Here is a 23,896-nt window from a genome sequence, read left to right as displayed (position 1 = left end):
GCCTCGCCAGCCTACAGCCTACCAGTTCGACCTGTTTCTAATTCCAAGCGAAGGACAGACAGCGCCCGTGCCGCCGTGGCAGACCTTGCCGCACGAGGCACGCCGGAAGCTGAAGCAACTGATGGCGCGCTTGATCCTCGATCACGTCGCGGGAGAACCGACAAACTCAAAGGAGGGCGCGGATCATGATGCATGAAAAGATCAGGCCGCATCATCTCGAGCGCAAGGCAATCCTGTATGTCAGGCAGTCATCTGCCCACCAGGTTCTACACAACCGGGAGAGCAGCGCTCTGCAATATGCCATGCGGGATCGCCTGACGTCACTTGGTTGGTCCAGCGTCGAAATCATCGATGACGATCTCGGTCGCTCAGCCGCCGGGACCGTCACACGCGCCGGCTTTGAACGGATGGTCGCCGAGGTTTGCCTTGGCAAGATTGGCGCTGTGGCTGCAAGGGAGGTGTCCCGATTTGCCCGCAACAGCCGGGACTGGCAGCAGCTCATCGAGATGTGCCGCGTCGTCGATACTGTTCTGATTGACCAGGAGACCGTCTATGCGCCGCGACAGGGCAATGACCGCCTCCTGCTCGGCCTGAAGGGCAGTCTCAACGAATATGAACTGGACCTGCTGCGCCAACGCTCGCTCTCGGCCCGTTACGAGAAAGCCCGGCGCGGTGAACTGATAGTTGCCGCCCCTGTCGGCTTTGTGAAGGTCGCAGATCGGCTCGAGAAGGATCCTGACCGCCGTGTGCAGGAAGCCATCACGCTGGTATTCGAGAAAGTCGTTGAACTTGGCAGCGCCCGTCAGGCTCTCATGTGGTTTCTGGAGCACGAACTGGATTTGCCCGCCAAACGCAACAACGGCGATACGATCTGGCGCAGGCCAACCTATGCGACGATCCACCGAATGATCGAGAACCCGGTTTACGGCGGTGCCTATGCTTATGGTAAGACAAGCGCAACGCCCGGATTTGGCCAATCCGCCACGATCCGGCGCAATGCGCGTGAGGAATGGTTGGCACTCATTCCCGGCGTGCACGAAGGCTATGTCAGTTGGGAGCGGGCCGAGGCTATTCGCAAGATGGTAAGCGACAATGCAGTCACGAGCCGTCATCACGGCGCCCCCAAGCATGGCGATGCCCTTATCGCCGGGCTTTTCCGTTGCCGGCGCTGCGGGCGCAAGCTCACGGTCCGCTACACAGGGGCAAAGCACAACATTCCGCGCTACTCGTGCTGGAGAGGCCATTTGGATAATGGCGAGCCGCGATGCATCGCCTTTGGCGGGCTGCGCGTAGATGATGCAATCGAGGGGGCCATCCTGCGCGTCGTTGAACCGGGAGCGATCGCTGCAGCGGCCGAAGCTGAAGCCCAGGCATCCAGTCGTCGTGATCAGGTGCGTGACGCGCTTGGCCGTGATCTGGAAGCTGCTCGTTACGCCGCCAATCGGGCCTTCCGGCAATTTGATGCTGCAGACCCTGAGAACCGGCTTGTTGCAGCAGAACTTGAGATACGTTGGAACCGCGCCCTTGAACTGGTGGGCGAAATTGAGAGTAAAATCAGCGCACACGATAGGACGGCACCGAAACCGTCACTGCTGATGCAAACCGGCATCGCTTCACTCGCCCAGGATCTGCGTACAGTTTGGGCGGCACCCACGACAGATGCTCGGCTCAAGAAGCGCATCGTGCGCACCGTTATACAGGAAGTCGTCGCGGATATCGATGATGCGACTTCTGAGATCGTCCTGATGGTTCATTGGATAGGCGGCATCCATACCGAAATGCGCCTGCCGAAGCGACGGCGGGGCCAACGCAACAGCACTTCTGGCGACATCGTCGCGGCCATTCGGCAACTGGTGTTGATTGCCAACGACGATCTGATTGCCGGGGTTCTCAACCGCAATGGACTATTGACCGGACATGGCAATCGCTGGACCAAAGAACGCGTTACAGCGCACAGGTCGCATCACAAGATCCCGGTCTTCCGACCCGCACCCGATGGCAACGAGCCATGGCTCAACCTGAACAAAGCCGCACGGTTCATTGGTGTTGCCCCGAAGACATTGCGCCTCGCCGCCGAGGCCGGGGAAATCAAAGGGCAGCACCCATTGTCTGACGGCCCCTGGATATTCAACCGGTCAGATCTCGAAAAGCAGGAAGCCCAAAACCTTCTTCACCGGGTGCGGAAGAACCCCAGGCACCCCGCAGGATCACATCCCGATCAGAATACCCTATTCCCTACAACAGCATAGACAGATGGGTGTTATGAAACAGGATTGTAATGCCGGCGCCAGGCTTCGATCAGGATCTGGGCTTCAGCCAAGGTGTAGAAGATCTCCCCGTTCAAGAGTTCGTCGCGCATCGAGCCATTGAAGGACTCGCAGTAGCCATTCTCCCATGGGCTGCCGGGTGTAATGTAGAGCGTCTTCACACCGATCCTGGTCAGCCATTCTTGTACGGCGTTGGCGATGAACTGGGGTCCATTGTCTGACCGTATATGTGCCGGTGGCCCGCGGGTAATGAACAACTCGGCCAACGCGGCCAGCACATCCTCGCTTCTGAGCCTTCGCGCCACCGGCAGGGCCAGGCACTCTCTGCTGGCCTCGTCGATGATCGACAGGATGCGGAACTTGCGGCCATCGTGGGTGCGGCCCTCGACGAAATCGTAAGACCACACGTGCCCCGGGTACTCGGGCCGCAGTCGGACGCAAGATCCATCGTTGAGCCAGAGCCTTCCTCGCTTCGGTTGCTTCTGCGGCACCTTGAGGCCCTCTCGTCGCCAGATGCGCTCCACGCGCTTGCGGTTCACATGCCAGCCCGCGTCGCGCAGCAGGGCTGTCACTCGGCGATAGCCATAACGGCCATACTGCCTGGCCAAGGCGATGATGTCCTCGGTTAGGGCGGCTTCGTCATCTGCCCCGCGTGGCACCTTGCGCTGCGTCGATCGATGCTGGCCGAGCACGCGGCACAAGCGCCGCTCGGAGACAGCCATCACTCCCCGGATATGATCGATACAGCGCCGCCGCCTTGCAGGGCTCAATAATTTCCCCGTGCGGCCTCCTGCAGGATCAGCTTGTCGAGCGTCAGATCCGACACCGCCCGGCGCAACCGCGCATTCTCCTTCTCAAGGTCCTTCATCCGCCGCGCCTGATCCATCTTCAGGCCGCCATACTCCTTGCGCCAGCGATAATAGCTCTGCTCGGTGACGCCGATCCGGCGGCACGCATCCGCCACCGTCCCGCCCTGCGCCAGCACGATCTCGGCCTCACGCAGCTTGCTGATAATCTCTTCCGGCTTGTGTTTCCTCGCCATTCCATTCCTCCTTCGTGGCAAAATCTAAAACAGATTCTGGGCCACTCAGAAGGGGGCAGATCAACGAGCCGCCCTCTGTTCACGATAGCCGTACCTTGCGTCGCCGAACAACTCGGCGAGTTTGCGCGCAGACTAGACCTCCTGCTCATTTTCAAGAGCTCGTTCGACAAGGCCAATCGCAGTTCCGACCGCTCCTTCCGTGGACTTGGCATGGACGAGGGCCTGCTCATCTTCGAGAAAGTGCGCAGCGAAACCATCGTCCCCGTGCTGACCGACGAGCATGAGCCGGCGCAGGACGCGCCAGTCGCCGAAGTGGTCGCCGTGCTGCAGACCTCTGCGTTTTTGGCGCGTCAGACCGATTTCATCGCCGCCGTTGGCGGGTCGGGCGAGCCGGCCAACATCAAGAAAGCCGAATTCATAGCCTTGAGGCCATTTCGGCAGTTTGCCGGGGAATGCCACGGTCATCTCTCTTGTTCGGCAAGCACAGGAATTTAAGGGTTCTTTTCCGAGTTATGCCAGCCTCATTTTTTTACATTGCAGATTAATCGAGAATTATGCTGCATTGCAGCATATAGTGTTGACAACGCAGCCCCATTGCTGTCGAGAAAGTCGTCTGATGCGTGATCCTCGAACCAGTCCCCAGCGCGTTCAGCTGTTCGAGAACCGGCAGCTCGAGAAGCTCACTCTCATCTCGCCGCGCGGGTTCGTCCTGGTCTGGAGCATCGCGCTCCCCTTCATTGCATGGACGGGTTGGGGCACCGCAGGCGTAGCCTACGGGGCGTTCCTCTTCGCGCTAGGCCTGCTGGTCTGGTCGCTGTTCGAGTATGCGATGCACCGCTTCCTGTTCCACTGGGATTCCGATGCCGCGCCGATCAGATGGCTGGTCTTTGCGGTCCATGGCAATCACCACACCACCCCAAACGATCCGCTGCGCAACCTGATGCCGCCGCTCGTCAGCCTGCCCATCAGCGCTGCCGTGTGGGCAACCTGCGTGGCCCTGCTCGGCATGGCGGGCACCTGGCTCTTCCTGGGCTTCATCATCGGCTACGTCGGATACGACGTGGTCCACTACGCCTGCCACCAGTGGCCCATGCGCGGCCGCATCGGCAAGGCGATCAAGCGCCACCATATGCGTCACCACCACGTTGATGAAGAAGGAAACTACGCGATCACAGCGATCTTCTGGGACCGCATGTTCGGAAGCAGCGTGCGCGAGATAAAGAAGGCCCAGTAAGTTCCCTGCTTCCCGGATTTGCCGGTATGGCTTGCCAGGGCCCGCTTTTGCCGAAGCACGGACGGCACTGGCGCGTCGCTTGAGCGCCCGGCGAGGACAGACACGATTTCCAGATAGTTCGACGCCATGAAATTGGGCTAGGTGCGCACAAGCACAAGGTAAGCAAGCCTGACTGCCCAACTCCAGGCCAATCGTGCGGCCGGCGCCGCAAGGATCTCGGAGGGGCACGGAATATCGGATTCCGCCGTCCTCAAGCCCGCCTACTCAGAAATGTGCAAGTACGCCCGCCCCGGCGACGATATCATTGTCTGGCGCCTCGACCGCCTGTCCCGCTCGCACATCACTCTTATTGAGCTTGGAGGATGCAGCTCAGCTTGGGGAGTTTCCCGGAAAGCTTTGCGGCAGTCAGTGGTCACCGTCTTCTGAATGTTTCCATTTCTCCGATTGACCGGCGCGTTGCCGTCCGCCGGTGCCCTCGCGGCACGCTCTTTGTCGAGACGGACATTCATCTTCGTGCTCAGTGTGCGTAGCGCCGATCGTTTGGTCAGCTCCGCAAGGATACCGCGCCCTAGCTGGCGGTATGGCGCGCTGAGAAGGTCCCGGAAGGCCTCGCCATCTTTACCCTGCCCGTGCATTACCGCCGACGGTTGCCTGCATCGAATCCGATGGAAAGCGCCGCCCAGTAGGACGGTGAAACGGCGCACGGCAAAGGACAGGGTCTTTTCCAGCGGAGGCGCGCCCCTGTGGCTCGTTAGCGCCATCCGCGCCGAGATCGACGAACAATGGACCTCCTACTCCAAGGCCTGCTTCAAGTGAGAATGCCACAATGCCCGGTCCGCTCACGGATGAGATTCCAGGCAATTTATTGTTCAATCGATCAGAATCCTGGGCTGACCTACGCCATTGGCTGTTTCTGTTCGCTAGCGTACTCCGGCTGCTTATCCTTGTTGAACTTACTGAATTTCTGCGCCTTTTAATCATCCCGATCGAAGATCAGGCCCTTTGCCTGACACCTGGATGGGAATTGCTATGGCTGGACAGCAAATCCGAAAAGGAGCTGGATCGCGCAGTGCGCGCATGCTGCGCACGGCGATGGGCGATGCGATTGCGGGATGGCTCGGCGATCCCGCAATCATAGAAATCATGCTCAATCCGGACGGCCGCCTCTGGGTCGAGCGTTTGGGCAAAGGCGTCAGCGATAGCGGCCTGTCACTAGCTCCTTCCGATGGCGAGCGGATCATTCGCCTTGTTGCCCATCATGTCGGCGTGGATGTGCACGACCGACGCCCCCGGGTTTCCGCCGAACTTCCCGAAACCGGCGAACGTTTCGAAGGCTTGCTGCCGCCCGTAGTCGTCGCGCCGATCTTTGCTATCCGCAAACCCGCCGTCATCGTCTTCACGCTCGGCGACTATTGCGATGCTGCCATCATGACCCGGGAACAGGCCGAGACGATGAGGCGAGCCGTCGCCGATCGGTGCAACATCCTGGTCGCTGGCGGAACGGGCACTGGCAAGACCACGCTTGCCAATGCCCTGCTTACAGAAGTGGCAAATGCAGCAGACCGCGTGGTCCTGATCGAGGATACGCGCGAGCTTCAATGCACTGCGCCAAACATGGTCTCCCTGCGCACCAAGGATGGGGTTGCTTCGCTAGCAGATCTCGTGCGTTCCAGTCTGCGCCTGCGGCCCGATCGCATCCCGATCGGGGAAGTGCGCGGCCCCGAGGCGCTCGACCTTCTCAAAGCATGGGGCACAGGCCATCCCGGCGGCATCGGCACAATCCATGCGGGAAGCGCTATTGGTGCGCTGCGGCGCATGGAACAGCTGATCCAGGAAGCTGTGGTCACAGTACCGCGCGCGCTGATCGCAGAGACAATCGACCTGATTGCTGTGCTGGTCCGCGATGGCCACGGCCGGCGCTTGGCCGAACTCGCACGGGTCGATGGGCTTGATCCCGCAACCGGCGACTATCGCCTCACCCTTTATCCCTCACAGACTGATGGAGACCGTCCATGACCCATGCATTCAAGTGCGGTACCCGGCGCACCGCACTTCTTGCAACCACCGGACTTGTCACGTTCACCCTGTCCACGCCCGCTTTCGCATCCGGCTCATCAATGCCGTGGGAAGCGCCCCTTGAGTCCATCCTCCAAAGCATTGAAGGCCCGGTCGCCAAGATCGTCGCGGTGATCATCATCATCGTCACCGGTCTCAGCCTCGCTTTCGGCGATACTTCGGGCGGATTTCGCAGGTTGATCCAGATTGTTTTCGGTCTTTCGATCGCGTTTGCGGCGAGTTCCTTCTTCCTCTCCTTCTTCAGCTTCGGCGGTGGAGCCCTCGTATAATGGCCGAACCTGCCGAGCCGATCCCGGGCTACTTCGCCCCGGTTCACAGAGCACTCACCGAGCCGATCCTGCTAGGCGGCGCGCCGCGCTCGCTTGCCATCGTCAATGGAACCCTCGCTGGCGCTATTGGGCTTGGCCTGCGCCTGTGGATCGCGGGCCTGGCGCTTTGGGTCATCGGCCATGCCCTGTCGGTCTGGGCAGCGCGGCACGATCCCCAGTTCGCCGAAGTCGCCCGCCGGCACCTTCGTTATCCGGCATGGATGCGGCCATGATGAACCTGGCCGAATATCGCAGGCGCTGTGATTGCCTAGCCGATTTTCTGCCCTGGGCTGCATTGGTGGCGCCGGGCGTGGTGCTCAACAAGGACGGTTCGTTTCAGCGCACGCTGCGCTTTCGCGGCCCAGATCTCGACAGTTCGACACCGGCCGAACTCGTCGCCGTGACAGCGCGACTCAACAATGTGCTGCGCCGCCTCGGAACAGGTTGGGCGATTTTCGTCGAGGCACAGCGCATTCCGGCACTGGCCTATCCCGACTGTGACTTTCCCGATCCCGTTTCCGCGCTGGTCGACCGGGAGCGGTGCGAACAATTCCGAGAAGATGGGCGACACTTCGAGAGCTGCTATTATTTGACCCTGCTTTGGATGCCGCCCGCCGAAGATGCGGCTCGCGCGGAAAGCTGGCTTTACGAAGGACGGACAAGCAAGGGCGTTGATCCCGGCGAACTGCTCAAGGGCTATACCGACCGCACGAACCGGTTGGTTCAGTTGATCGAAGGCTTTGTGTCACAACTCGCCTGGCTCGACGACGAAGGCACCCTCACTTACCTCCATTCCACGATTTCCACCAAACGCCAGTGCGTGCGCGTCCCGGAAACTCCGATGCATCTGGACGCCTTGCTCGCCGACGAGCCGCTCACTGGCGGCCTCGAGCCCAAGCTAGGCGATCATCACTTGCGGACATTGACAGTGACGGGATTTCCGAGCGTCACCTTTCCCGGCCTGCTCGATGAACTCAATGCGCAAGGGTTCGAATACCGCTGGTCAACGCGGGCGATCATGCTCGACAAGGCCGATGCGACCAAGGCTATCACGAAGATCCGCCGGCAGTGGTTTGCCAAACGCAAGTCGGTTGCAGCCATCCTCAAGGAGGTGATGACCAACGAGGCATCAGTCCTCCTCGACAACGATGCATCGAACAAGGCGGCCGAAGCCGATCTCGCGCTCCAGGAACTGGGTGCCGACCATGCAGGCATGGCTTATGTCACGGCCACGGTTACGGTCTGGGACCGCGACCCGGCAGTAGCGGCAGAAAAACTTCGCCTTGTCGAGAAGGTCATCCAGGCCCGCGACTTCACTGTCATTACCGAGACCGTGAACGCCCTCGAAGCCTGGTTCGGCAGTGTTCCGGGTCATGTCTACGCCAATGTTCGAACACCTCCCATTTCCACTCTCAACCTCGCCCACCTGATCCCCCTGTCAGCGATTTGGGCGGGGCCGGAACGGGACGAACATTTCAATGCGCCTCCCTTGCTTTACGGCAAAGCCGAAGGTTCGACTCCGTTCCGGTTTTCCCTTCATGCAGGCGATGTCGGTCATACGCTGATCGTCGGGCCAACGGGCGCGGGCAAGTCAGTGCTTCTCGCCCTCATGGCGCTGCAGTTTCGCCGATATGCGAACAGCCAGATTTTCGCCTTCGACTTTGGCGGATCGATCCGCGCTGCAGCCCTCGCCATGGGCGGTGACTGGCAGGATCTGGGCGGCACCTCGCAGCACGATGGCACGCAAGGCGTGGACCTGCAGCCCCTGGCGCGGATCGACGATGCACAGGAACGGGCGTGGGCGGCCGACTGGCTCGCTGCGATCCTGGCTGGCGAGAGCGTTCAGATCGATCCGCATGCCCGCGAGCATATCTGGAGCGCGCTCACCTCACTGGCCTGCGCGCCCCGAGAAGAGCGGACAATGACCGGCCTTGCAGTGCTCCTGCAATCGCAGGCGCTCAAGGCGGCTCTGGCACCCTGGTGCCTTGGCGGTGCGCGCGGCCAGTTGCTCGATGCCGAGAGCGAAGACCTTGGACAAGCCAGTATGCAGGCGTTCGAGACCGAAGGCCTTGTCGGATCCGGGGCGGCAGCCGCGGTCCTCTCCTATCTGTTTCATCGGATCGAAGGCCGGCTCGATGGACGCCCGACCCTCATCGTGATCGATGAAGGCTGGCTGGTTCTGGACAGTCCGGCCTTTGCCGCGCAGCTCAAGCAATGGCTCAAGACCTTGCGCAAGAAGAACGCGAGCGTCGTTTTTGCAACGCAGAGCCTTGCCGACATTGAAGGTTCCGGCATCGCCAGTTCCATTATCGAGAGCTGCCCGACGCGGATTTTCCTTCCCAACGACCGGGCCTGCGAGCCGCAGATAACCAGAATCTACGAGCGTTTCGGGCTCAATGCCCGGCAGATCGAGATCCTGAGCCGGGCCACACCCAAGCGCGACTATTATTGCCAGTCGCAAGGCGGCAATCGCCTGTTTGAACTCGGCCTTGGTGAAATCGCTCTCGCCTTCACAGCCGCCTCCTCGAAATCGGACCAGCTGCGCATCACGCAAATCGTCGAGGCGCATGGTCGCGATGCTTTCGCGCATCAATGGCTGCGTCATCGCGGTCTTGGCTGGGCTGCAGACCTCCTCCCCCCCAAACCAACTGGATGATCAATCATGACCCGAACCCGCCTGCGCCACGCCGTGATGGCCGGAACTTTCGTATCCATGATAACGGCAAGCTGCGTGACTGCCCCGCCAGCCCATGCGCTGTTCGGGTTCGGGGACGTCGTCTACGATCCCACCAATTACGCGCAAAACGTGCTGACGGCCGTACGCTCGCTTGAGCAGATCAACAACCAGATCCGCCAGATCCAGAACCAGGCAACATCGCTGCTCAACGAAGCGAGAAACCTGGAAAGCCTGCCAACCTCGACACTTTCAACTTTGCGGGCCCAGGTGCAGCAAACCCAGAGCCTGCTTGCCCGGGCCCAGCGCGTTGCCTTCAATGTCGAGACTATCCAGCAGGCCTTTGCCGATCGCTACAAGGGAGATGCGCTAAGCGGCAGTGACACCCAAATGGTCGCCAATGCCGATGCGCGCTGGAACGACAGCGTTGCTGCATTCGAAGATGCGCTGACCGTTCAGGCTGGGATCGTTGGTAACATCGATGGCGCGCGTTCTTCGATCAATACGCTGGTAACCGCAAGCCAGTCGGCGGCAGGCGCGCTGCAGGCGGCCCAGGCGGGCAACCAGCTACTCGCGTTGCAGTCACAGCAGCTTGCCGACCTGTCCGCCGCCGTTGTGGCGCAAGGAAGAGCCCAGACCCTGGAAGCAGCCAACGATGCGGCAACCGAGGCAGAAGGGCGTCAGCGTTTCCGTCGGTTTCGCGGGCAATGACATGAGCCGGATAGGCAAGCTCGCATTGCTGGCCGCTCTTGGCGGTCTGGTGGCGGCGATCGCGATCCTGGGAGCGCGATCGCCCACTGTTGACCGGCACAAAACGGTGGCATCCGATCTTCCCAATTCACAGCTGCCCAAGCAAGCCCCGGCTCGCTGTCGAACGATTACCCAGCCCGACGCCGCATGCTCCGCTGCCTGGGAAGAACGGCGAAACCGCTTCTTTGGAAGCGAGGACAGAATAGGCCGGCGGCCATGAACGATGCAGGCGTCATCGACAGCTTTCTCGCTGTCTTCACCACCTACATCGACAGCGGATTTGGCCTGCTCGGCGGCGAAGTCGGCTTCCTGTCATCTACCCTCATTGCGATCGATGTGACTCTCGCAGCCCTGTTCTGGGCATGGGGCGGTGATGAGGATGTGCTGCAGCGCCTTATCAAAAAGACGCTTTATATCGGCATGTTCGCCTGGATCGTCGGCAACTTCTCGCATCTCGCAGACATCCTGTTCAAGAGCTTCGCTGCGCTCGGGCTCAAGGCCAGTGGCGGCGGGATGAGCTTAGCTGATTTCATGAAACCCGGCACCGTTGCCGGCACCGGTCTCGACGCTGCCCAGCCCCTGCTCGATGCGACTGCCGACCTGCTGGGACCGATCGGCCTGTTCACCAACTTCGTGCAGATCGCGATCCTGCTGCTCGCTTGGGTGATCGTCGTCATCGCCTTCTTCATTCTTGCGATCCAGGTGTTCATCACCATCGTCGAGTTCAAGCTGGTTACGCTTGCCGGCTTCGTGCTGGTTCCCTTTGCCTTTTTCGGGCGGACCGCGTTCATGGCCGAACGCGTTCTGGGCCATGTCATTTCCTCAGGGATCAAGCTGATGACGCTGGCCGTCATAACCGGGATCGGTACGACGCTGTTCAACCAGTTCACCAATGCCGGGCTTGGGCCCGAACCAACGGTCGAGCAGGTCATGGCGATAGCCCTTGCCGCGCTGACCCTGCTTGGCCTCGGGATATTTGCGCCCGGAATTGCCAACGGCATCGTTTCGGGTGGACCGCAACTGGGGGCGGGTGCTGCTGCAGGAACCGCCCTTGCCGCAGGCGGCGCCTTGGTGGGCGGCGCGGCAGGAGCAAGGCTTGCCGCCGGCGCAGCTGCAGGGGCTGCTTCAGGCACGGCCATGGGCGGTGCACGCGCGGCAGGCGCCACCTCGGCGGCCTATGCCGGTGGGGCCGCCGGCCGCAGCGGGGCCGGCGCTGTGTCTGGCGGTCTCGCCAATGTCGCAAGGACTGCCGGGCACGCGGCCACGTCGCCGCTGCGCCGCGCTTCGCAGAGTCTGAAGGAGGCCTACGCCAGTGGCCGCGACGGCGTGACCACGCCCGCAGCCAAAGCTTCGGACAACGCTACAGGTCCGCCCCGCTGGGCCAGGTCGATGCGTCAGCGTCAAGCCATGTCTCAGGGCGCGGCAAGCGCTGCCCACACCCTGAGATCCGGCGACAGCCATGGCGGCGGTGCAGCCCCCGACATTTTAGAAAAGGACTGACGCATGTTTCGACGACCCTCGATCCGATACGCCAGGAGCCCTGAGGCTGTGACACCCTATCAGCGTGCCAGCCAGGTCTGGGACGATCGTATTGGCTCCGCGCGCGTTCAGGCCCGGAGCTGGCGCCTTGCCTTTTTCGGCTGCCTTGCCCTTTCAGGAGGTTTGGCGACCGGCCTTGTCGTGCAGTCGCTGCGTGGCCGGGTTGTGCCGTGGGTCGTAGAAGTCGACAAGCTTGGAGAAGCAAGGGCCATCGCATCTGCTGAAGCAGGATACACGCCGTCCGACCCCCAGATCGCTTTTCAGCTTGCACGTTTTATCGAAGAAGTTCGTTCGATTCCGGCCGACCCGGTCGTGCTGCGCCAGAATTGGCTGCGCGCTTACGACTTTGCCAGCGAGAAGGGCGCGCTTGCGCTCAATGACTATGCCCGGACCAATGACCCATTCGCCCATGTCGGCAAGAAGCAGGTCGCTGTCGATGTGTCGAGCGTGATCCGCGCTTCGCCTGACAGTTTTCGTATCGCATGGACCGAGCGGCGATATGTCGATGGCGCACTGGCAGACACCACGCGCTGGTCGGCGATCGTCACGGTCGTGATGCGCGAGGCACGTAGTGTGGATGCGCTGCGCAAGAACCCGCTTGGCCTTTTCGTCAATGCTTTCAACTGGTCGAAGGAACTCAGCCAATGACCCGAACCTGTCCCCTGGGCCTTCTGGCTCTGCTGGCTCCGGCCCTTGTCATCAGCGGATGCAGTCACGTTCAGGCCAGACCTGCAGATCCGGCACCCGTCCTGCGACCTGCGTTCGAACAGGAAAGGCAAGTCCCGCAGGTCGCGATCGTAAGCGTACCAGCTCCGCTTCCGCTCCCAGGGCAATTAAAGCCCATCCCAAAAGCAGAACCAATTTCGCTGCGTGGGCGGCAGCCTGCCGAACCGCACCGCCGCGTGGACAGCGCTAATGATGCTGCCCGCATGCAACCGGAAAAAAGCGGTTGGCTCAATGCCATCCAGCAATACCCCTATGCCGATGGTGCGCTCTACCAGGTCTACGCCGCTCCCGGCCAGGTCACCGATATCGCGCTGCAGGCAGGCGAGGAACTGTCCTCGCAAGGACCGGTTGCTGCCGGCGACACGGTGCGTTGGATCATCGGCGATACGATCAGTGGCATTGGCGCTGCCAAACAGGTCCACATCCTGGTGAAGCCGATACGGCCCGACATCGCCACGAACCTTGTCATCAATACGAACCGGCGCACATACCACATCGAGCTCAAGGCAACGCCGGCGACTTACATGGCAGCCGTTTCCTGGACCTATCCGCAGGACGAGTTGTTCGCCATGCGCAGGGCCCAGGCCCGGCGCATAGAGGCTGCGCCGATCGCATCTGGCATCGATCTTGCCGCGCTCGATTTCCATTACCGGATCGATGGCGACAGGCCCTCGTGGCGCCCCTTGCGCGTCTTCGATGATGGACGGCAGGCCTATATCGAGTTTCCGGCATCGATTTCGACCGACGAGATGCCGCCGCTTTTCGTAAGCGGAGCCGATGGTTCGAGCGAACTCGTCAATTACCGGGTCGAAGGCCGATACATGGTTGTCGACAGGCTCTTTTCGATAGCCGAGCTCAGGCTCGGCACGAAGAAGAGCCAAGAGCTCGTCCGGATCGAGCGGCAACGCGCCAAAGCCACGCGCCGGCCCTCATGACCGACAGTGCCGACAAAGCGCCCAATGCCGGTGCGCCGGAAGCAAGTTCCCCTGCCCGACCCCAAACCGCTCAAAAAGCTCCAAGGCAGGACCAGCAAAAGGAGCAGCAGCAGGAAACTCCTACCGAGACCAAGCCGCAAGATGCGCTGACATCACCCGAAGTTTTCCGGCTGCGGGCCGATCCACCCAAAGTGATGCGCCTGTCGCGCAAGACATTGGCGATTGCTGGCACGGTAGCCGGCTGCGTGATTGGCGGCGCGCTGATCTACGCGCTGCAACCGATCGATCGCGAACAGGCACCCAACCTTTATGACGGTGCAAGCCAAAATCGCGTCGAGGCGGTGACCTCGGCTCCTGCCGATTATGCCCAAGCGCCCAAGCTTGGCCCGCCTCTACCCGGAGACCTGGGCCGCCCCATTCTGGCTGCGCGCGAGGCTGGAAAGGACGTTCCTGCTCCAGCTATGGGAGTAGAGGCAAAGCGCAGTCCACGGGCCATTGCCGAGCAGCAAGCGCGTGAACGGGAAAGGCAAGAACACGATTCAGCGCGAACAAGCGCTCTGTTTGCCGGTAACCCCCGCTCGGGTTCGACGCCGGCCCAATCAGCAATGATGCGCAATGTGAGCGCGTCCATGGGCGAGACAGCCAATTCAATGCAGCCTTTACCCGCCCAGGCCGCTCCTGGCGGACAGGACCGCAAGCGTGCCTTTCTGAAGGCCGACAGGGACCTCAGGTTCGTCAGCACCGAACGGGTCAGCCCGCCCGTCTCGGCATACGTCCTTCAGGCAGGCAGCGTGATTCCTGCCGCCCTGATCACTGCCATTCGCTCGGACTTGCCGGGCACGATCACCGCGCAAGTGACACAGAACGTCTACGACAGCGCAACGGGACGCCTGCTTCTCATTCCCCAGGGTTCGCGACTGATCGGTGAATACGACAGCTCAGTTTCGGCAGGACAGCGCCGGGTCCTTCTGGCCTGGGACCGACTGATCGTGCCAGGTGGCCGCTCGATTGCGCTCGATCGCCAGCCCGGAGCTGATCCGGCAGGCGCTGCAGGGCTGGAGGACCGCACCAATCATCATTGGGGTAGCGTGTTCAAGGCCGCGCTCATCTCAACGCTGCTCGGCGTAGGAACAGAGCTGACAACAAACAGCGATGACGAACTGGCGCGGGCGCTTCGCTACGGCACACAGGGCACGATCAACCAGGCCGGACAGCAAATCGTCGGCCGAGAAATCAACATCGCGCCGACCCTCGCGATCCGCCCCGGTTTCTCCTTGCGTGTCCTCGTTACACACGACCTCGTCATTGAACCGGCCCCAGAAAGGGATTTACCATGACCAAACTGCGACTTGGACCGATCGAAGATGACAAACCGGTGAAGGTGACGATTGAGATGCCCGCTCATATCTTGCGTGATCTGGCAGAGTACGCCCGTCTTCATGCAGAAGAAAACAACCAGGGCGAGGCCATGCCCGTCGAGCGGCTGATCGCCCCGATGATCGAGCGTTTCATGGGAACCGATCGAGGTTTTGCCCGCAAGAGAAGATCGCGCGGGAATTAAAACATGTTAAGCGCGGTTATCAGCGCTTGCGATTTATTCTCAAGAAGGCAGCTTGGTCGGGCGTCAGCTCCCAGCAAGGCGCACGACCGGGTCTCGGTACGTATGTCCAGGCCTTGTGCTAAAGGTGCCGTTGTGCGTTTCCAGCACGGATTTTTCCACTGCCCGGTCACTTCATAACTTCGCCCAGTTTACCTCCCAAGCAATTATAATCGCATTATAAAATTCAATTTCACCAATGGTCTGATCATTCTGCCTGTGCGGCTGATGGAGTCGCGATCTCGAATGGAGAAGATCATGGAAAAGACCATTGATACCCTCGAAGACAAAGTCGTCGATCTCGGCTCGGTGACTGAAGAAACCCGCGGCATCGTGGGTGCACTCGAAGACCAGCAGGGCGGCCAACGTGCTGCTCTTGGCCTCACCGACGACTGATGCGATGGGTGCGCGCGCTATGGCGCGCGCACCTTCTCGGTCTTTGCATCATGGTTGTGCCGCCCTTGTCCTCTGTCCATTTCTGCCTCGTGGGCACCCGCGCTGTGTTTCTCGATATTCGGGCGAACCGGTATTTTGCATTGCCTGAAAAGCTGAACACGTCGTTTGTCTCGGCCATCGGCGATTGCGTCATGGGTACTGTCACCCCCGACGAGCTCGCCGCACTCAAAACTGGCATGGATGATCTGTTAGCCTTGAAAGGCATCGTCAGTGTGCAGGAGTTCCAGCCTTTTCCCGCTGCAACATCCGATCACGCGCCCGATAGCAATTCAGTTCCCATTCCGGCGCTGTTGCTGCTGCAGGTCGCAATCGCCTGCTTTTCAGCCAAGTTGCTCGTCAGGCTTTGTCCGCTTCACTGGCTTCTTGCGTACATCGGACACAACCACCCCCACAAGCTGCAACCACCGAGCACACAGATGCTCGATCACCTCGCCGGGGCGTTCCAGCGTGTACAGGTCCTCATGGGCAAGGATGGCAATTGCCTCCCTCACACGCTCGCCTTCGTCTGGCTGAGCCGCAGGCTGGGATATACGCCACGCCTGATCATCGGCGTCCGCATAAACCCGTTTGGGGCGCATTGCTGGTGCCAGGACGGGCCGGTGGTCCTCAATGACCATTATGAGAATGTGCGAACCTATCAACCGATCTTCGTCCTGTGAGCGGCCTGGAATTCCTGATCGCGGTATTTCGCGAGCCGGAACTGCTTGATCAGTGGGCTCGCCACATCGCCGAACGTACCGGATGGCAACGCATCACGATTGGCGGGCCCATCGCCATCTTCGTCAGTGATTCCTGTCCGTTCATAGCCGAGAGCACGGCACCCACTCACGCCGTGCTGGGCAGCATATTTGCCCGCTATGGTCCGCCCGAGCGCTGCAACGGACTCGATGCGAAGACCGCACAAGAATTGCGAACCGGTTCGCTTGCAAGGCTCTTGCATGAGTACTGGGGCGCTTATCTTGCCGTGCGCCAGCGCAGCGACGAACTGCTCGTCACGCGTGATCCCAGCGCCGCCATGCCTTGCCTCTATACGCATACTTCCGGCGGGGTTCTCATGGCCTCGAGCATTGCGGCGATGAAACATGCCAGCATTCCCAGGCCCAGCGTCGCGATGAACAATGTCGCAGACTGTCTCTTCCGCGCAGATCTGCCCTCGCCGCAAACAGCCTTGGAGGGGATTGAGGAACTCGCTCCCGGGACGAGCCTTGTCATTGATGCCAACGGTTGCAGGGTGGTGCCGACCTGGTCCCCCTGGGACCATGTCATGATCAACAGTGCCGTGACGTTTGAAGACCATGTCGAACAACTACGCCGCGCCTTGCAGAATACGGCAGTTGCCTGGGCCAGCGCGGCAGGTCCGGTTCTCCTCGGCGTTTCTGGGGGTCTCGATTCCTCGATCCTCGCCACCTGCTTGCGCCGCTCAACGCCCCCAGCCCTGTGCGCCACGCTTGCAACAAAAGATGCCGAAGGCGACGAGCGACACTTTGCGCGCAAGATTTGTGATCATTTGGGCATGGAACTCGTCGAGGCCCACTACGACCTTGCCGATATCTGCCTTGACCGACCTGCACGCCCTCACATGCCGCGTCCTACCGGCCGCATCATTGCGCAAGGTTACAATGCCGCTATGTCGCGGATAGCCAGCGAACATGGCGTCACCGCATTTATGACCGGCAATGGCGGGGACAACGTTTTCGGCTTCTCGCAATCCGCCGGCGCCATTGCCGACAGGCTGCTGCATGAGGGTCTGTCATCGGCCGTTTGGCACACGAGCAAGGACGTCTGCCAGCTGACAGGATGCAGCCTTCGCGAGGCCTGGCAGGCAGCAATACGAATCCTGTGTCGCCCGCGGGCGTATCGCTGGCGTCCCAACCGGCGGTTCTTGAGCAGGGATGCTCTCGCCCAACTCGACGCGACGGCGCTTACCCATCCCTGGCTCGATGCGCCAGACGGAGCCCTCCCCGGCAAGGCCGCCCATATTGCCTCTCTGCTCAGAATTCAGCGACACCTCGACGGGAGCGGACAACTCGGCGATGTGGCCGTAATCAACCCGCTGATGTCGCAACCGGTCCTTGAGGCCTGCCTTGCGATCCCTTCCTGGATGTGGTGCCGAAACGGCCAGAATCGATCGGTCGCACGCGAAGCCTTCCGAGATCTGATGCCTCCATCGGTCACCGATCGCGTCTCGAAAGGCGGACCCGATGGCTTTGGGACGCAGATCCTGGAGCACTTCCGCGAGACCATGCGCGAACGTCTGCTTGATGGGGCTCTGGCAAGCCATGGCATTGTCGATCGAAGCGCACTCGAGCAGCGGCTCAGCGATGCCAAGCCAAATTGGGGCGCTGACCAGGTGCGCATTCTCGAATTGCTCGAAGCCGAAGCCTGGATCGGTCATTGGCAGTCGCATTGATTGTAGAAGTTTGGACTTAATCTGACATGCGGATGACCGAACCATTCAATAATGTCATTCAGGAGCTCGCTGAGTTGCTTTGCCCTTGCCAGCCTTCTCCCGGCGTAAATCATCCCAGCGTTCCAACTCGTCATCGGGTGCATCGATCGGGCCGTCGCTTCCCAACCAGAACTCAAACCAGGCAAGGCTGCGCCTGTAGATCGCAAGGCGGTGCGCCGGCTGCCATTTGATGTGATATTCCCCAGGATAAACGTACATATCCGCGGGCTGATGATGATCGCGAAGCGCGGTGTAGCCAGTCAAGGTACTCAGCAGTTCCCCATCGGAAATCTGGAACAGAATCGGCACATCTAGGCGCGCAGCATTCCTGGCGATCGAAACCGGATTCCAGACCGGATCGTCATCGCTGAGCACGCTGGGATAGGTATCGGCAAAAGTCGGCATGGCGCCCGGCCCCACGCTGATGGCAAGCGAGGAATCCCAGCAGCACGAACTGAAAGCCGCAGCCTTGAACAGGTCAGAGTTGATGAGGGCAAACTGGCCGGTCGAAGCCCCGTCGCTCAGTCCGGTAATGCCGATACGCGCCGGGTCGACAATGCCGCGCTTCACGAGCATCCCAATTCCGGTCTCGAGAGCGGACTGCACGCTTCGTCTGTCGGCAAAATCCTTGTCATTGGCAGCTTGCGCCTCGGACACGGTCTTTGCACCAACGGTCGTTCCGTAGTCGATCGGACGATCAAAGCTCAACACGGCAAAGCCATGCGCGGCAAAAAGCTGGATCGGGTAATCATCGCCCGTCCCGCCGCGCAGGAACCCGCGCGATTCGTATTGCACCACGACAAGCGGGTATCGCTGACCTTGCTTGTACCCGACGGGAAGGACCAGGTCGCCGAAGACTTCGAACCCGTCGGCATTGCGCCAGTGCAGCCGTTCGACCTTGCCTAACTGCAGCCTGCGGAATTCAGGATTGGGGTCATAGAGCCGGGTCGACTTGCCCGAGGGTAGCGCGATCCTGGAGATGTAGCGAGGCCGATTGCTCGCCTCGCGCAGACAGATGAGACCCTCATCTACAGGAATGCAGCTGGCGAGCAGATCGTTGGTCAGAAACAGGCGTCGCGGCTCTCCTGAACCCGGCTGCCATTCATAGATCGCCGTGGCTTCGCGGTCCCAACCCTCGCGCCGCATGAAGCGAAGACCACCTTCACTGCTCCACCAGAACTGCGATACGGACCGATCGCAAGCCGCAGAGGTGCAAGTCATCTTGCGCCCATCGCGCAGCATCGCCCTCAAGGTCAGGCGCGGCGGGAAGTGTTTGCCTTGAACCGTGAGCCAGGCATAATCGCCGCGCCGCGAGACTGCCTGTGCGACAGTTCCCGGCGGCGCGGCTGGGCCCGGTTCAAACAGCGCTCGCTGCTCGCTGCTCGCTTGCCGGCCCCGCGCATCCGGTCCGTCGGCCTGAACCCATGTGCGATAAGGCAGCGGTCCCGGGACAAAAGGACGGTTGCTTGCCATGGGCGCGAAGCGATCATCGTAATGAAAACCTTCCCGCCCTTCTCGCCCGATGGATTTGAGGCCGGCGCGTAGGCCCGGCTGCGTCTTGTAGATTATCGAATGTCCGTCCCCGCCGATGCGAAAGTCGAGAACATCGTCTTGGCTATGGGTAACGGGCCTGCTGCCCGATCCATCGCCGGCCGCGCGCCAGACCTGCGCGACCCCGTCCACCTGCTTGAGGAACAACACCGCTTTTCCGTCAGGCGTCCAGCGCGGGAGGCGGCTCACGGCGATCCCGGTCGGATAGCCTGCCTTCCCCCGAAACTCGCTCTTCAGGCGAATGAGCTCCCCGCCCTCGTCGATCATGATGGGCCTGGTATTGCCGACCAGATCGAGAACGAAGATGCCAAGGCAGAAATCGTTCGTGTCCGGATTGCCGCGCCTTATCGAAAAGGCGAGTTTCGTGCCGTCCGGAGAAAGCGCGATCGATTGGCTCTCGGCAGGTACCATGTCGGCCCACGGCGGCACCTCGTAGCTCGCACCCATATCGCGCAGGCGCACCAGATCTTCTGCCCGAAGGCTTCGGACTTCGGCGTGACCGTCATCAGGCAGGAGCGCCGCTGCGCAATGTCCCTGACCCTGTGCGGCCTTGGCATCAGAGGTCAGGCAAAGGCTCGCCGTGGCTCCTACAATCAAAAATGCCGTGCGCTTCATCACAGCACTTTCGAAACGGCGATAGTGATGACCCGGCCAATCGAGGAGTAATTGGTCGAATCGTACGGCGGATAGACTGGGATCGTGTTCTGGATCGTACCCGGCTTTTCGTTGAACAGGTTCTGGATCGACACTGTCAATTCCATCCCCTGCCCGATGCCACTTCGGGCTTGCGAGCGCAGGCGCCCGACGAGATCGAGCGTTGTGAACGACTTCACATGTTCGATTGGGCTGAAGCGATCGTCGGTAACGCCGCCGATGTAGTTGCCGAATGCCGAGAGCGTGACATTGTCCTTGTGCCAGGTCGCGCCAAGCCTGCCGCGCCAGTGCGGCGGATCGAAGATCGTGCCCGCCAGTTCTTCCAACGGATACCCTGCACTCAGGCGCTGATCGCTTTTGAGGTAGCTGGCCGAGCCTTCGAGTTTGACGGTCTCATCCTCGCCCAGTTCGATCCGATAACGCGCTGCAAGGTCAAATCCGCGCAAATGCTGGCGCGCGGCATTCTGGAACGAGGCATCGACCAGAGCGCCGACCGCAGAGGGATCGAAAGGCTCGCCGGTCTGGTTGTTGAGGCCCTGCGGGAGATCCGCGATCGCTGCGAGCACTTGCGCAGTGGACGGATTGAGCGTGACGTAGTCGGCATAGACGGGGTTGGTATAGATGGCGAGGACGCTGGATACGGGCGAGACGACGCGGTCGCGGTAGCGAATGTCAAACCACGTCGCTTCAAGCTCGAAACCATCCAGCGCCTTGGGCGCAAGCTTGAAGCCCAGGTTCCAGGTCGTTGCCTTCTCCGGCTTGAGATTGATGTTCCCGCCGGCAACGAGCAGCACCGGCAGGTTCGTGGGAGAGCCGGGAAAGTAGGCTGCCGGATTGAGCGAACCCTGCCGGTACTGGTACTGTTGGTAGAGCGTTTGTGTCTTGAATGACTTGCCCCAGGCGCCCCGCAGGGTCAGCCCCTCAATCGGCTCGTAGACAACGCCGGCCTTCGGCGTCAGCAGATGCGCGGTTCCCGGATAGTCCTCGTATCGCGCCGCGAGACTGAGCTGCAACCGCTCAATGAGTGGCATGCGGTTGGCCTTGCCAACGAGCGGAAGCGAGAGTTCGCCGTAGCCGAACCAGACCTCGCGCCCGGACCTGATGTCCTTCGTGATGTTCGAAGTCCCGCCCGTTTCCTGACGCACAAAGACATCAAGACCCATGTGGCGATAGCCTGCGCCCAGAGCGAGGCGCACCTCGCCGCCCGGCAAATCGAGCAAAGCCCCCTCGGCGGTCACTTCGCCGGTCGCGACGTCGTTGTCGTAGTTGAGCCACGTGCGAAGCGTCTCGGCCCCGCCTATGTAGCGATGGGACGTAATGTGATTGTTGCTGAAACCATAGACGCCCGTCGCCGACACGGTCCACGAATGCCCCAGGTCCCAGTGCAAGCCCGCCGATACAGTCGCAGACTGGACCTTGGGCCTCGATTGGAGCCCATTGGTCGTCACATCCGCGGTCGTGGTGAACGGCTGTGACAGCTGCGTCACGCGGTTGTTGTACTGGGCATCGAATTCCAGGCCGAGGCGATCGGTGAGATCCTGGTGGCCGGCAGCGATCAGGCTGTACTGGCGCCGCCAGGGAACGAGCGTCGTGGAATCGTCGAGACTGCGCGTGTAGGAGCGGTCCCGGGCAGAGATTTCGGTCACATCGGAGAAGCTTCCTGCCACCATGATCCCGCCGCTCTCCCAGCGGCTGCCTGTCAGGGCATCGTACTGCTGCTGGAAATTACCGCCATCGCTCGATCCGCCCAAACGCGCCGAGACATAGGCGCCTTCGTAGTCGCGTCTCAGGATGACATTGGCAACGCCGCCCACCGCGTCCGAACCATAAAGCGCCGAAGATCCGTCGGTAACGATCTCGATGCGGTCGATCGCAGCCAAGGGGATCTGGGAGATATCGACGCCCTGCGACACCGTGTCGTATGCCATCCTGTGCCCATTGAGCAGTGTCAGGGTCGCGGCTGGGCCGAGGCCGCGCAAATTGAGCGCGGAGGAAGAGCTGGAATTCTCGTTGTCCACGCCTTGCGACCCGCCGCCGGCAACGGTCGGGTTCTGGCCTCCTGTATAATTTTCCGGGATGGACCGGATGAAATCACCCAGATCCGAATGCCCCTGCTCCTCGATGTCCTCGCGGCTCGCCGTTCGAACGGGGGCGACCGGGATAGCTCCGCGAATATGGGTACCGGTCACGATAATCTGCTTGTCCGAGACCTCATCCGCCTCGGCACCGCGCCGCTGACCGGGCCTCATGATGAGCACCGCACCCTCGGAAATCTCGGCCTCGAGTCCGGTCCCTCCAAGCAGGATATCGAGCGCCTCGCGCACTGACATCTTGCCGTTGAGCCCAGGCGCCCGAACACCGTTCACATCGCTGGATGTAGCGTAGAGTTCGAGCCTGGCGCGCCTTGCGACCGCTTGCAGAGCATCGCCCAGATCCTGAGCCGGTAGATTGAACTCATAAACCGGCGCTGCTTGGCCTTTGGTTTGCGCCCAGGCCGGGACCGGACTTGCGCTCACCATGCTACCGGCCAGAAGCGCGGCGATCATTCTCGATTTTGCCCTCATCGAAGTTCCCTCGTTGCTGGCTCGGCGCGCAGCACGCCGGGCTCATGCGAAAGTTCGACGCAGGAAAACGAGAGACCTTAGTGAAGGACCGAAAAAATTATTCGCGGCTCAGGTGAATGGCATCTGCCCGATGGGTCATGTCTAGGTGCAAGGACTCGGCAAGGCGCTGTGCAAACCCTTCGGTGTCCGTCAGATGGAAGCGACCGGTCACCGCAATCGCACCGATCCCGGCATCGTCGAGCACGATTTTCTGCTGCCCGTATCGATTGGCCTCACCGATCAGCACGCTCAAGGGCACGGAACGATACTCGAACCAGCTAGTCGGCCACTGGCGATCATTGGTACCTGGCGCAGCGGGGACCTTTGCGGCCCCGGCAAAATCGAACCTGTGGTAAGTGTAGCGCTGGCCCGCGAGGGCGTTCATCGGCTGACCTGCAAATGCGACAGATCCCGACTTGGGCTGGATTGTGCCACTGCCACGAATGAAGCTGACCAGGATATTGCGCTTGCCAAAGGAGACATCAAACGTCCCTTCGCGCGCGTGGATCTCGCCGGCGCCGGCAGAAACGGTCAGAGGCCGCGCATCACGGGCGACTGTAACTCGCACCCTGCCCTGCTCCAGATCGAGCCTACGCTGCGACGGGTCCATGGTGACAAGCAGCTTCGATTGCGCATCGAGCGTCACCGACGTGCCGTCGGCCAGAACAAAAGTGCGGATTTGACCATGGGAGGTCGCAAGGGCCGATTGTTGGCCTGAATTATGGGGCAAGAGTTTGGCCCCATCAGCTGCCTGCCGGTTTCCCAAGGTCGCGAGCATGACGGATGCAGCAGCGGCAAGAGCAAGTCCCAGGAATATCCAGCGTCCAACACGCGGCCGGGACTTCCTTGCCATACCATGTTGCTCGGATTCCTTGAGAATGGCGGATGCATCAAAGTGGCGCATCGCCCATTCATAGGCCTGGCGGTGATCAGGCGATTGCGCGCGCCATTGCTCGAACTTGCCTTTGAATGCCGCGGCATCGGGACCATGAAGATGCACCACCCACTCGATGGCCTCGTCCTTCAGTGCCTCTC

At 61.1% G+C, this 23,896-nt stretch carries 21 protein-coding genes and 1 pseudogene; 18 read left to right on the top strand and 4 right to left on the bottom strand.

What is annotated here, in order from left to right; all coding sequences use genetic code 11:
- The first annotated feature begins 185 nt into the window (after nucleotides 1-185).
- Nucleotides 186-2,249 (top strand): recombinase family protein, encoded by a 2,064-nt coding sequence (locus PP1Y_RS00510; protein WP_013831319.1) that lies wholly within the window; start codon nucleotides 186-188, stop codon nucleotides 2,247-2,249.
- A 17-nt stretch (nucleotides 2,250-2,266) separates the two neighbouring features.
- Here PP1Y_RS00510 and PP1Y_RS00505 read toward each other — a convergent pair.
- A pseudogene (locus PP1Y_RS00505) lies at nucleotides 2,267-3,309 on the bottom strand (IS3 family transposase); the annotation flags it as partial.
- Here PP1Y_RS00505 and PP1Y_RS24960 point away from each other — a divergent pair.
- From PP1Y_RS24960 to PP1Y_RS00425, 17 genes are all read left to right on the top strand, one after another.
- Complete coding sequence (locus tag PP1Y_RS24960; protein ID WP_013831316.1) at nucleotides 3,295-3,804, top strand: 2-dehydro-3-deoxyphosphooctonate aldolase; 510 nt, start codon at nucleotides 3,295-3,297, stop codon at nucleotides 3,802-3,804. The pseudogene PP1Y_RS00505 and the gene PP1Y_RS24960 sit on opposite strands and share 15 nt — an antisense overlap.
- Nucleotides 3,805-3,925: 121 nt before the next feature.
- Nucleotides 3,926-4,543 carry a sterol desaturase family protein gene (locus PP1Y_RS00490; protein WP_013831315.1) on the top strand — a complete coding sequence of 206 codons (618 nt, stop codon included), beginning with the start codon at nucleotides 3,926-3,928 and terminating at the stop codon, nucleotides 4,541-4,543.
- Between the two features lie 168 nt (nucleotides 4,544-4,711).
- Nucleotides 4,712-4,969: a recombinase family protein gene (locus PP1Y_RS24955; protein ID WP_369799472.1), complete on the top strand. Its 258-nt coding sequence runs from the start codon at nucleotides 4,712-4,714 to the stop codon at nucleotides 4,967-4,969.
- A gap of 603 nt (nucleotides 4,970-5,572) precedes the next feature.
- Nucleotides 5,573-6,559, top strand: a complete 987-nt coding sequence (gene trbB, locus PP1Y_RS00480; RefSeq protein ID WP_013831314.1) for a P-type conjugative transfer ATPase TrbB — start codon at nucleotides 5,573-5,575, stop codon at nucleotides 6,557-6,559.
- Nucleotides 6,556-6,888 (top strand): TrbC/VirB2 family protein, encoded by a 333-nt coding sequence (locus tag PP1Y_RS00475; RefSeq protein ID WP_013831313.1) that lies wholly within the window; start codon nucleotides 6,556-6,558, stop codon nucleotides 6,886-6,888. The genes trbB and PP1Y_RS00475 overlap by 4 nt, the downstream gene beginning before the upstream one ends.
- Nucleotides 6,888-7,160 carry a VirB3 family type IV secretion system protein gene (locus PP1Y_RS00470; protein WP_013831312.1) on the top strand — a complete coding sequence of 91 codons (273 nt, stop codon included), beginning with the start codon at nucleotides 6,888-6,890 and terminating at the stop codon, nucleotides 7,158-7,160. The genes PP1Y_RS00475 and PP1Y_RS00470 overlap by 1 nt, the downstream gene beginning before the upstream one ends.
- Nucleotides 7,157-9,583, top strand: a complete 2,427-nt coding sequence (gene trbE / locus PP1Y_RS00465) for a conjugal transfer protein TrbE (RefSeq protein ID WP_041558087.1) — start codon at nucleotides 7,157-7,159, stop codon at nucleotides 9,581-9,583. Before PP1Y_RS00470 ends, trbE begins: the two co-directional genes overlap by 4 nt.
- Before the next feature lie 6 nt (nucleotides 9,584-9,589).
- Nucleotides 9,590-10,312 carry a P-type conjugative transfer protein TrbJ gene (trbJ, locus tag PP1Y_RS00460; RefSeq protein ID WP_013831310.1) on the top strand — a complete coding sequence of 241 codons (723 nt, stop codon included), beginning with the start codon at nucleotides 9,590-9,592 and terminating at the stop codon, nucleotides 10,310-10,312.
- Nucleotides 10,257-10,571 (top strand): putative entry exclusion protein TrbK-alt, encoded by a 315-nt coding sequence (gene trbK-alt, locus PP1Y_RS26575; protein ID WP_083835139.1) that lies wholly within the window; start codon nucleotides 10,257-10,259, stop codon nucleotides 10,569-10,571. The genes trbJ and trbK-alt overlap by 56 nt, the downstream gene beginning before the upstream one ends.
- Nucleotides 10,568-11,851: a P-type conjugative transfer protein TrbL gene (trbL, locus tag PP1Y_RS00455; protein WP_041557996.1), complete on the top strand. Its 1,284-nt coding sequence runs from the start codon at nucleotides 10,568-10,570 to the stop codon at nucleotides 11,849-11,851. Before trbK-alt ends, trbL begins: the two co-directional genes overlap by 4 nt.
- Before the next feature lie 3 nt (nucleotides 11,852-11,854).
- On the top strand, nucleotides 11,855-12,538 hold the full coding sequence (trbF, locus tag PP1Y_RS00450) for a conjugal transfer protein TrbF (RefSeq protein WP_013831308.1): 684 nt from the start codon (nucleotides 11,855-11,857) through the stop codon (nucleotides 12,536-12,538).
- On the top strand, nucleotides 12,535-13,551 hold the full coding sequence (gene trbG / locus PP1Y_RS00445) for a P-type conjugative transfer protein TrbG (protein WP_013831307.1): 1,017 nt from the start codon (nucleotides 12,535-12,537) through the stop codon (nucleotides 13,549-13,551). The genes trbF and trbG overlap by 4 nt, the downstream gene beginning before the upstream one ends.
- Nucleotides 13,548-14,888, top strand: a complete 1,341-nt coding sequence (locus tag PP1Y_RS00440) for a TrbI/VirB10 family protein (protein WP_013831306.1) — start codon at nucleotides 13,548-13,550, stop codon at nucleotides 14,886-14,888. Before trbG ends, PP1Y_RS00440 begins: the two co-directional genes overlap by 4 nt.
- Entirely contained in the window at nucleotides 14,885-15,112 is a 228-nt protein-coding gene (locus tag PP1Y_RS00435) for a DUF2274 domain-containing protein (protein ID WP_013831305.1), read from the top strand. The genes PP1Y_RS00440 and PP1Y_RS00435 overlap by 4 nt, the downstream gene beginning before the upstream one ends.
- A 294-nt stretch (nucleotides 15,113-15,406) precedes the next feature.
- Complete coding sequence (locus tag PP1Y_RS25615; RefSeq protein ID WP_158511812.1) at nucleotides 15,407-15,544, top strand: benenodin family lasso peptide; 138 nt, start codon at nucleotides 15,407-15,409, stop codon at nucleotides 15,542-15,544.
- Between the two features lie 50 nt (nucleotides 15,545-15,594).
- On the top strand, nucleotides 15,595-16,263 hold the full coding sequence (locus tag PP1Y_RS00430) for a lasso peptide biosynthesis B2 protein (RefSeq protein WP_013831303.1): 669 nt from the start codon (nucleotides 15,595-15,597) through the stop codon (nucleotides 16,261-16,263).
- Nucleotides 16,260-18,014, top strand: coding sequence for an asparagine synthase-related protein (locus tag PP1Y_RS00425; RefSeq protein WP_013831302.1), 1,755 nt, complete (start codon nucleotides 16,260-16,262; stop codon nucleotides 18,012-18,014). Before PP1Y_RS00430 ends, PP1Y_RS00425 begins: the two co-directional genes overlap by 4 nt.
- Nucleotides 18,015-18,068: 54 nt before the next feature.
- Here PP1Y_RS00425 and PP1Y_RS00420 read toward each other — a convergent pair whose 3' ends face one another.
- The 3 genes from PP1Y_RS00420 to PP1Y_RS00410 all read right to left on the bottom strand — a co-directional run bounded on the left by PP1Y_RS00420 (nucleotide 18,069) and on the right by PP1Y_RS00410 (nucleotide 23,864).
- Nucleotides 18,069-20,066, bottom strand: a complete 1,998-nt coding sequence (locus PP1Y_RS00420) for an Atxe2 family lasso peptide isopeptidase (protein ID WP_158511811.1) — start codon at nucleotides 20,064-20,066, stop codon at nucleotides 18,069-18,071.
- 152 nt (nucleotides 20,067-20,218) lie between these two features.
- Nucleotides 20,219-22,804, bottom strand: coding sequence for a TonB-dependent receptor (locus PP1Y_RS00415; RefSeq protein WP_013831300.1), 2,586 nt, complete (start codon nucleotides 22,802-22,804; stop codon nucleotides 20,219-20,221).
- 115 nt (nucleotides 22,805-22,919) lie between these two features.
- Entirely contained in the window at nucleotides 22,920-23,864 is a 945-nt protein-coding gene (locus PP1Y_RS00410) for a FecR domain-containing protein (RefSeq protein ID WP_158511810.1), read from the bottom strand.
- Between the last annotated feature and the right edge of the window lie 32 nt (nucleotides 23,865-23,896).

Source organism: Novosphingobium sp. PP1Y (genome assembly GCF_000253255.1).
Classification (GTDB): Bacteria; Pseudomonadota; Alphaproteobacteria; order Sphingomonadales; family Sphingomonadaceae; genus Novosphingobium.
This window is presented reverse-complemented; position numbering and strand designations above follow the sequence as displayed.

Coding starts and splice junctions, on each gene's coding strand:
- trbG (WP_013831307.1), top strand. CDS start 12,535: ATGACCCGAACCTGTCCCCTGGGCCTTCTGGCTCTGCTGGCTCCGGCC.
- PP1Y_RS00490 (WP_013831315.1), top strand. CDS start 3,926: ATGCGTGATCCTCGAACCAGTCCCCAGCGCGTTCAGCTGTTCGAGAAC.
- trbL (WP_041557996.1), top strand. CDS start 10,568: ATGAACGATGCAGGCGTCATCGACAGCTTTCTCGCTGTCTTCACCACC.
- PP1Y_RS00475 (WP_013831313.1), top strand. CDS start 6,556: ATGACCCATGCATTCAAGTGCGGTACCCGGCGCACCGCACTTCTTGCA.
- trbJ (WP_013831310.1), top strand. CDS start 9,590: ATGACCCGAACCCGCCTGCGCCACGCCGTGATGGCCGGAACTTTCGTA.
- trbF (WP_013831308.1), top strand. CDS start 11,855: ATGTTTCGACGACCCTCGATCCGATACGCCAGGAGCCCTGAGGCTGTG.
- PP1Y_RS00435 (WP_013831305.1), top strand. CDS start 14,885: ATGACCAAACTGCGACTTGGACCGATCGAAGATGACAAACCGGTGAAG.
- PP1Y_RS00440 (WP_013831306.1), top strand. CDS start 13,548: ATGACCGACAGTGCCGACAAAGCGCCCAATGCCGGTGCGCCGGAAGCA.
- PP1Y_RS00415 (WP_013831300.1), bottom strand. CDS start 22,804: ATGATCGCCGCGCTTCTGGCCGGTAGCATGGTGAGCGCAAGTCCGGTC.
- trbB (WP_013831314.1), top strand. CDS start 5,573: ATGGCTGGACAGCAAATCCGAAAAGGAGCTGGATCGCGCAGTGCGCGC.
- PP1Y_RS25615 (WP_158511812.1), top strand. CDS start 15,407: ATGGAAAAGACCATTGATACCCTCGAAGACAAAGTCGTCGATCTCGGC.
- PP1Y_RS00430 (WP_013831303.1), top strand. CDS start 15,595: ATGGTTGTGCCGCCCTTGTCCTCTGTCCATTTCTGCCTCGTGGGCACC.
- trbE (WP_041558087.1), top strand. CDS start 7,157: ATGATGAACCTGGCCGAATATCGCAGGCGCTGTGATTGCCTAGCCGAT.
- trbK-alt (WP_083835139.1), top strand. CDS start 10,257: ATGCGGCAACCGAGGCAGAAGGGCGTCAGCGTTTCCGTCGGTTTCGCG.
- PP1Y_RS00510 (WP_013831319.1), top strand. CDS start 186: ATGATGCATGAAAAGATCAGGCCGCATCATCTCGAGCGCAAGGCAATC.
- PP1Y_RS00470 (WP_013831312.1), top strand. CDS start 6,888: ATGGCCGAACCTGCCGAGCCGATCCCGGGCTACTTCGCCCCGGTTCAC.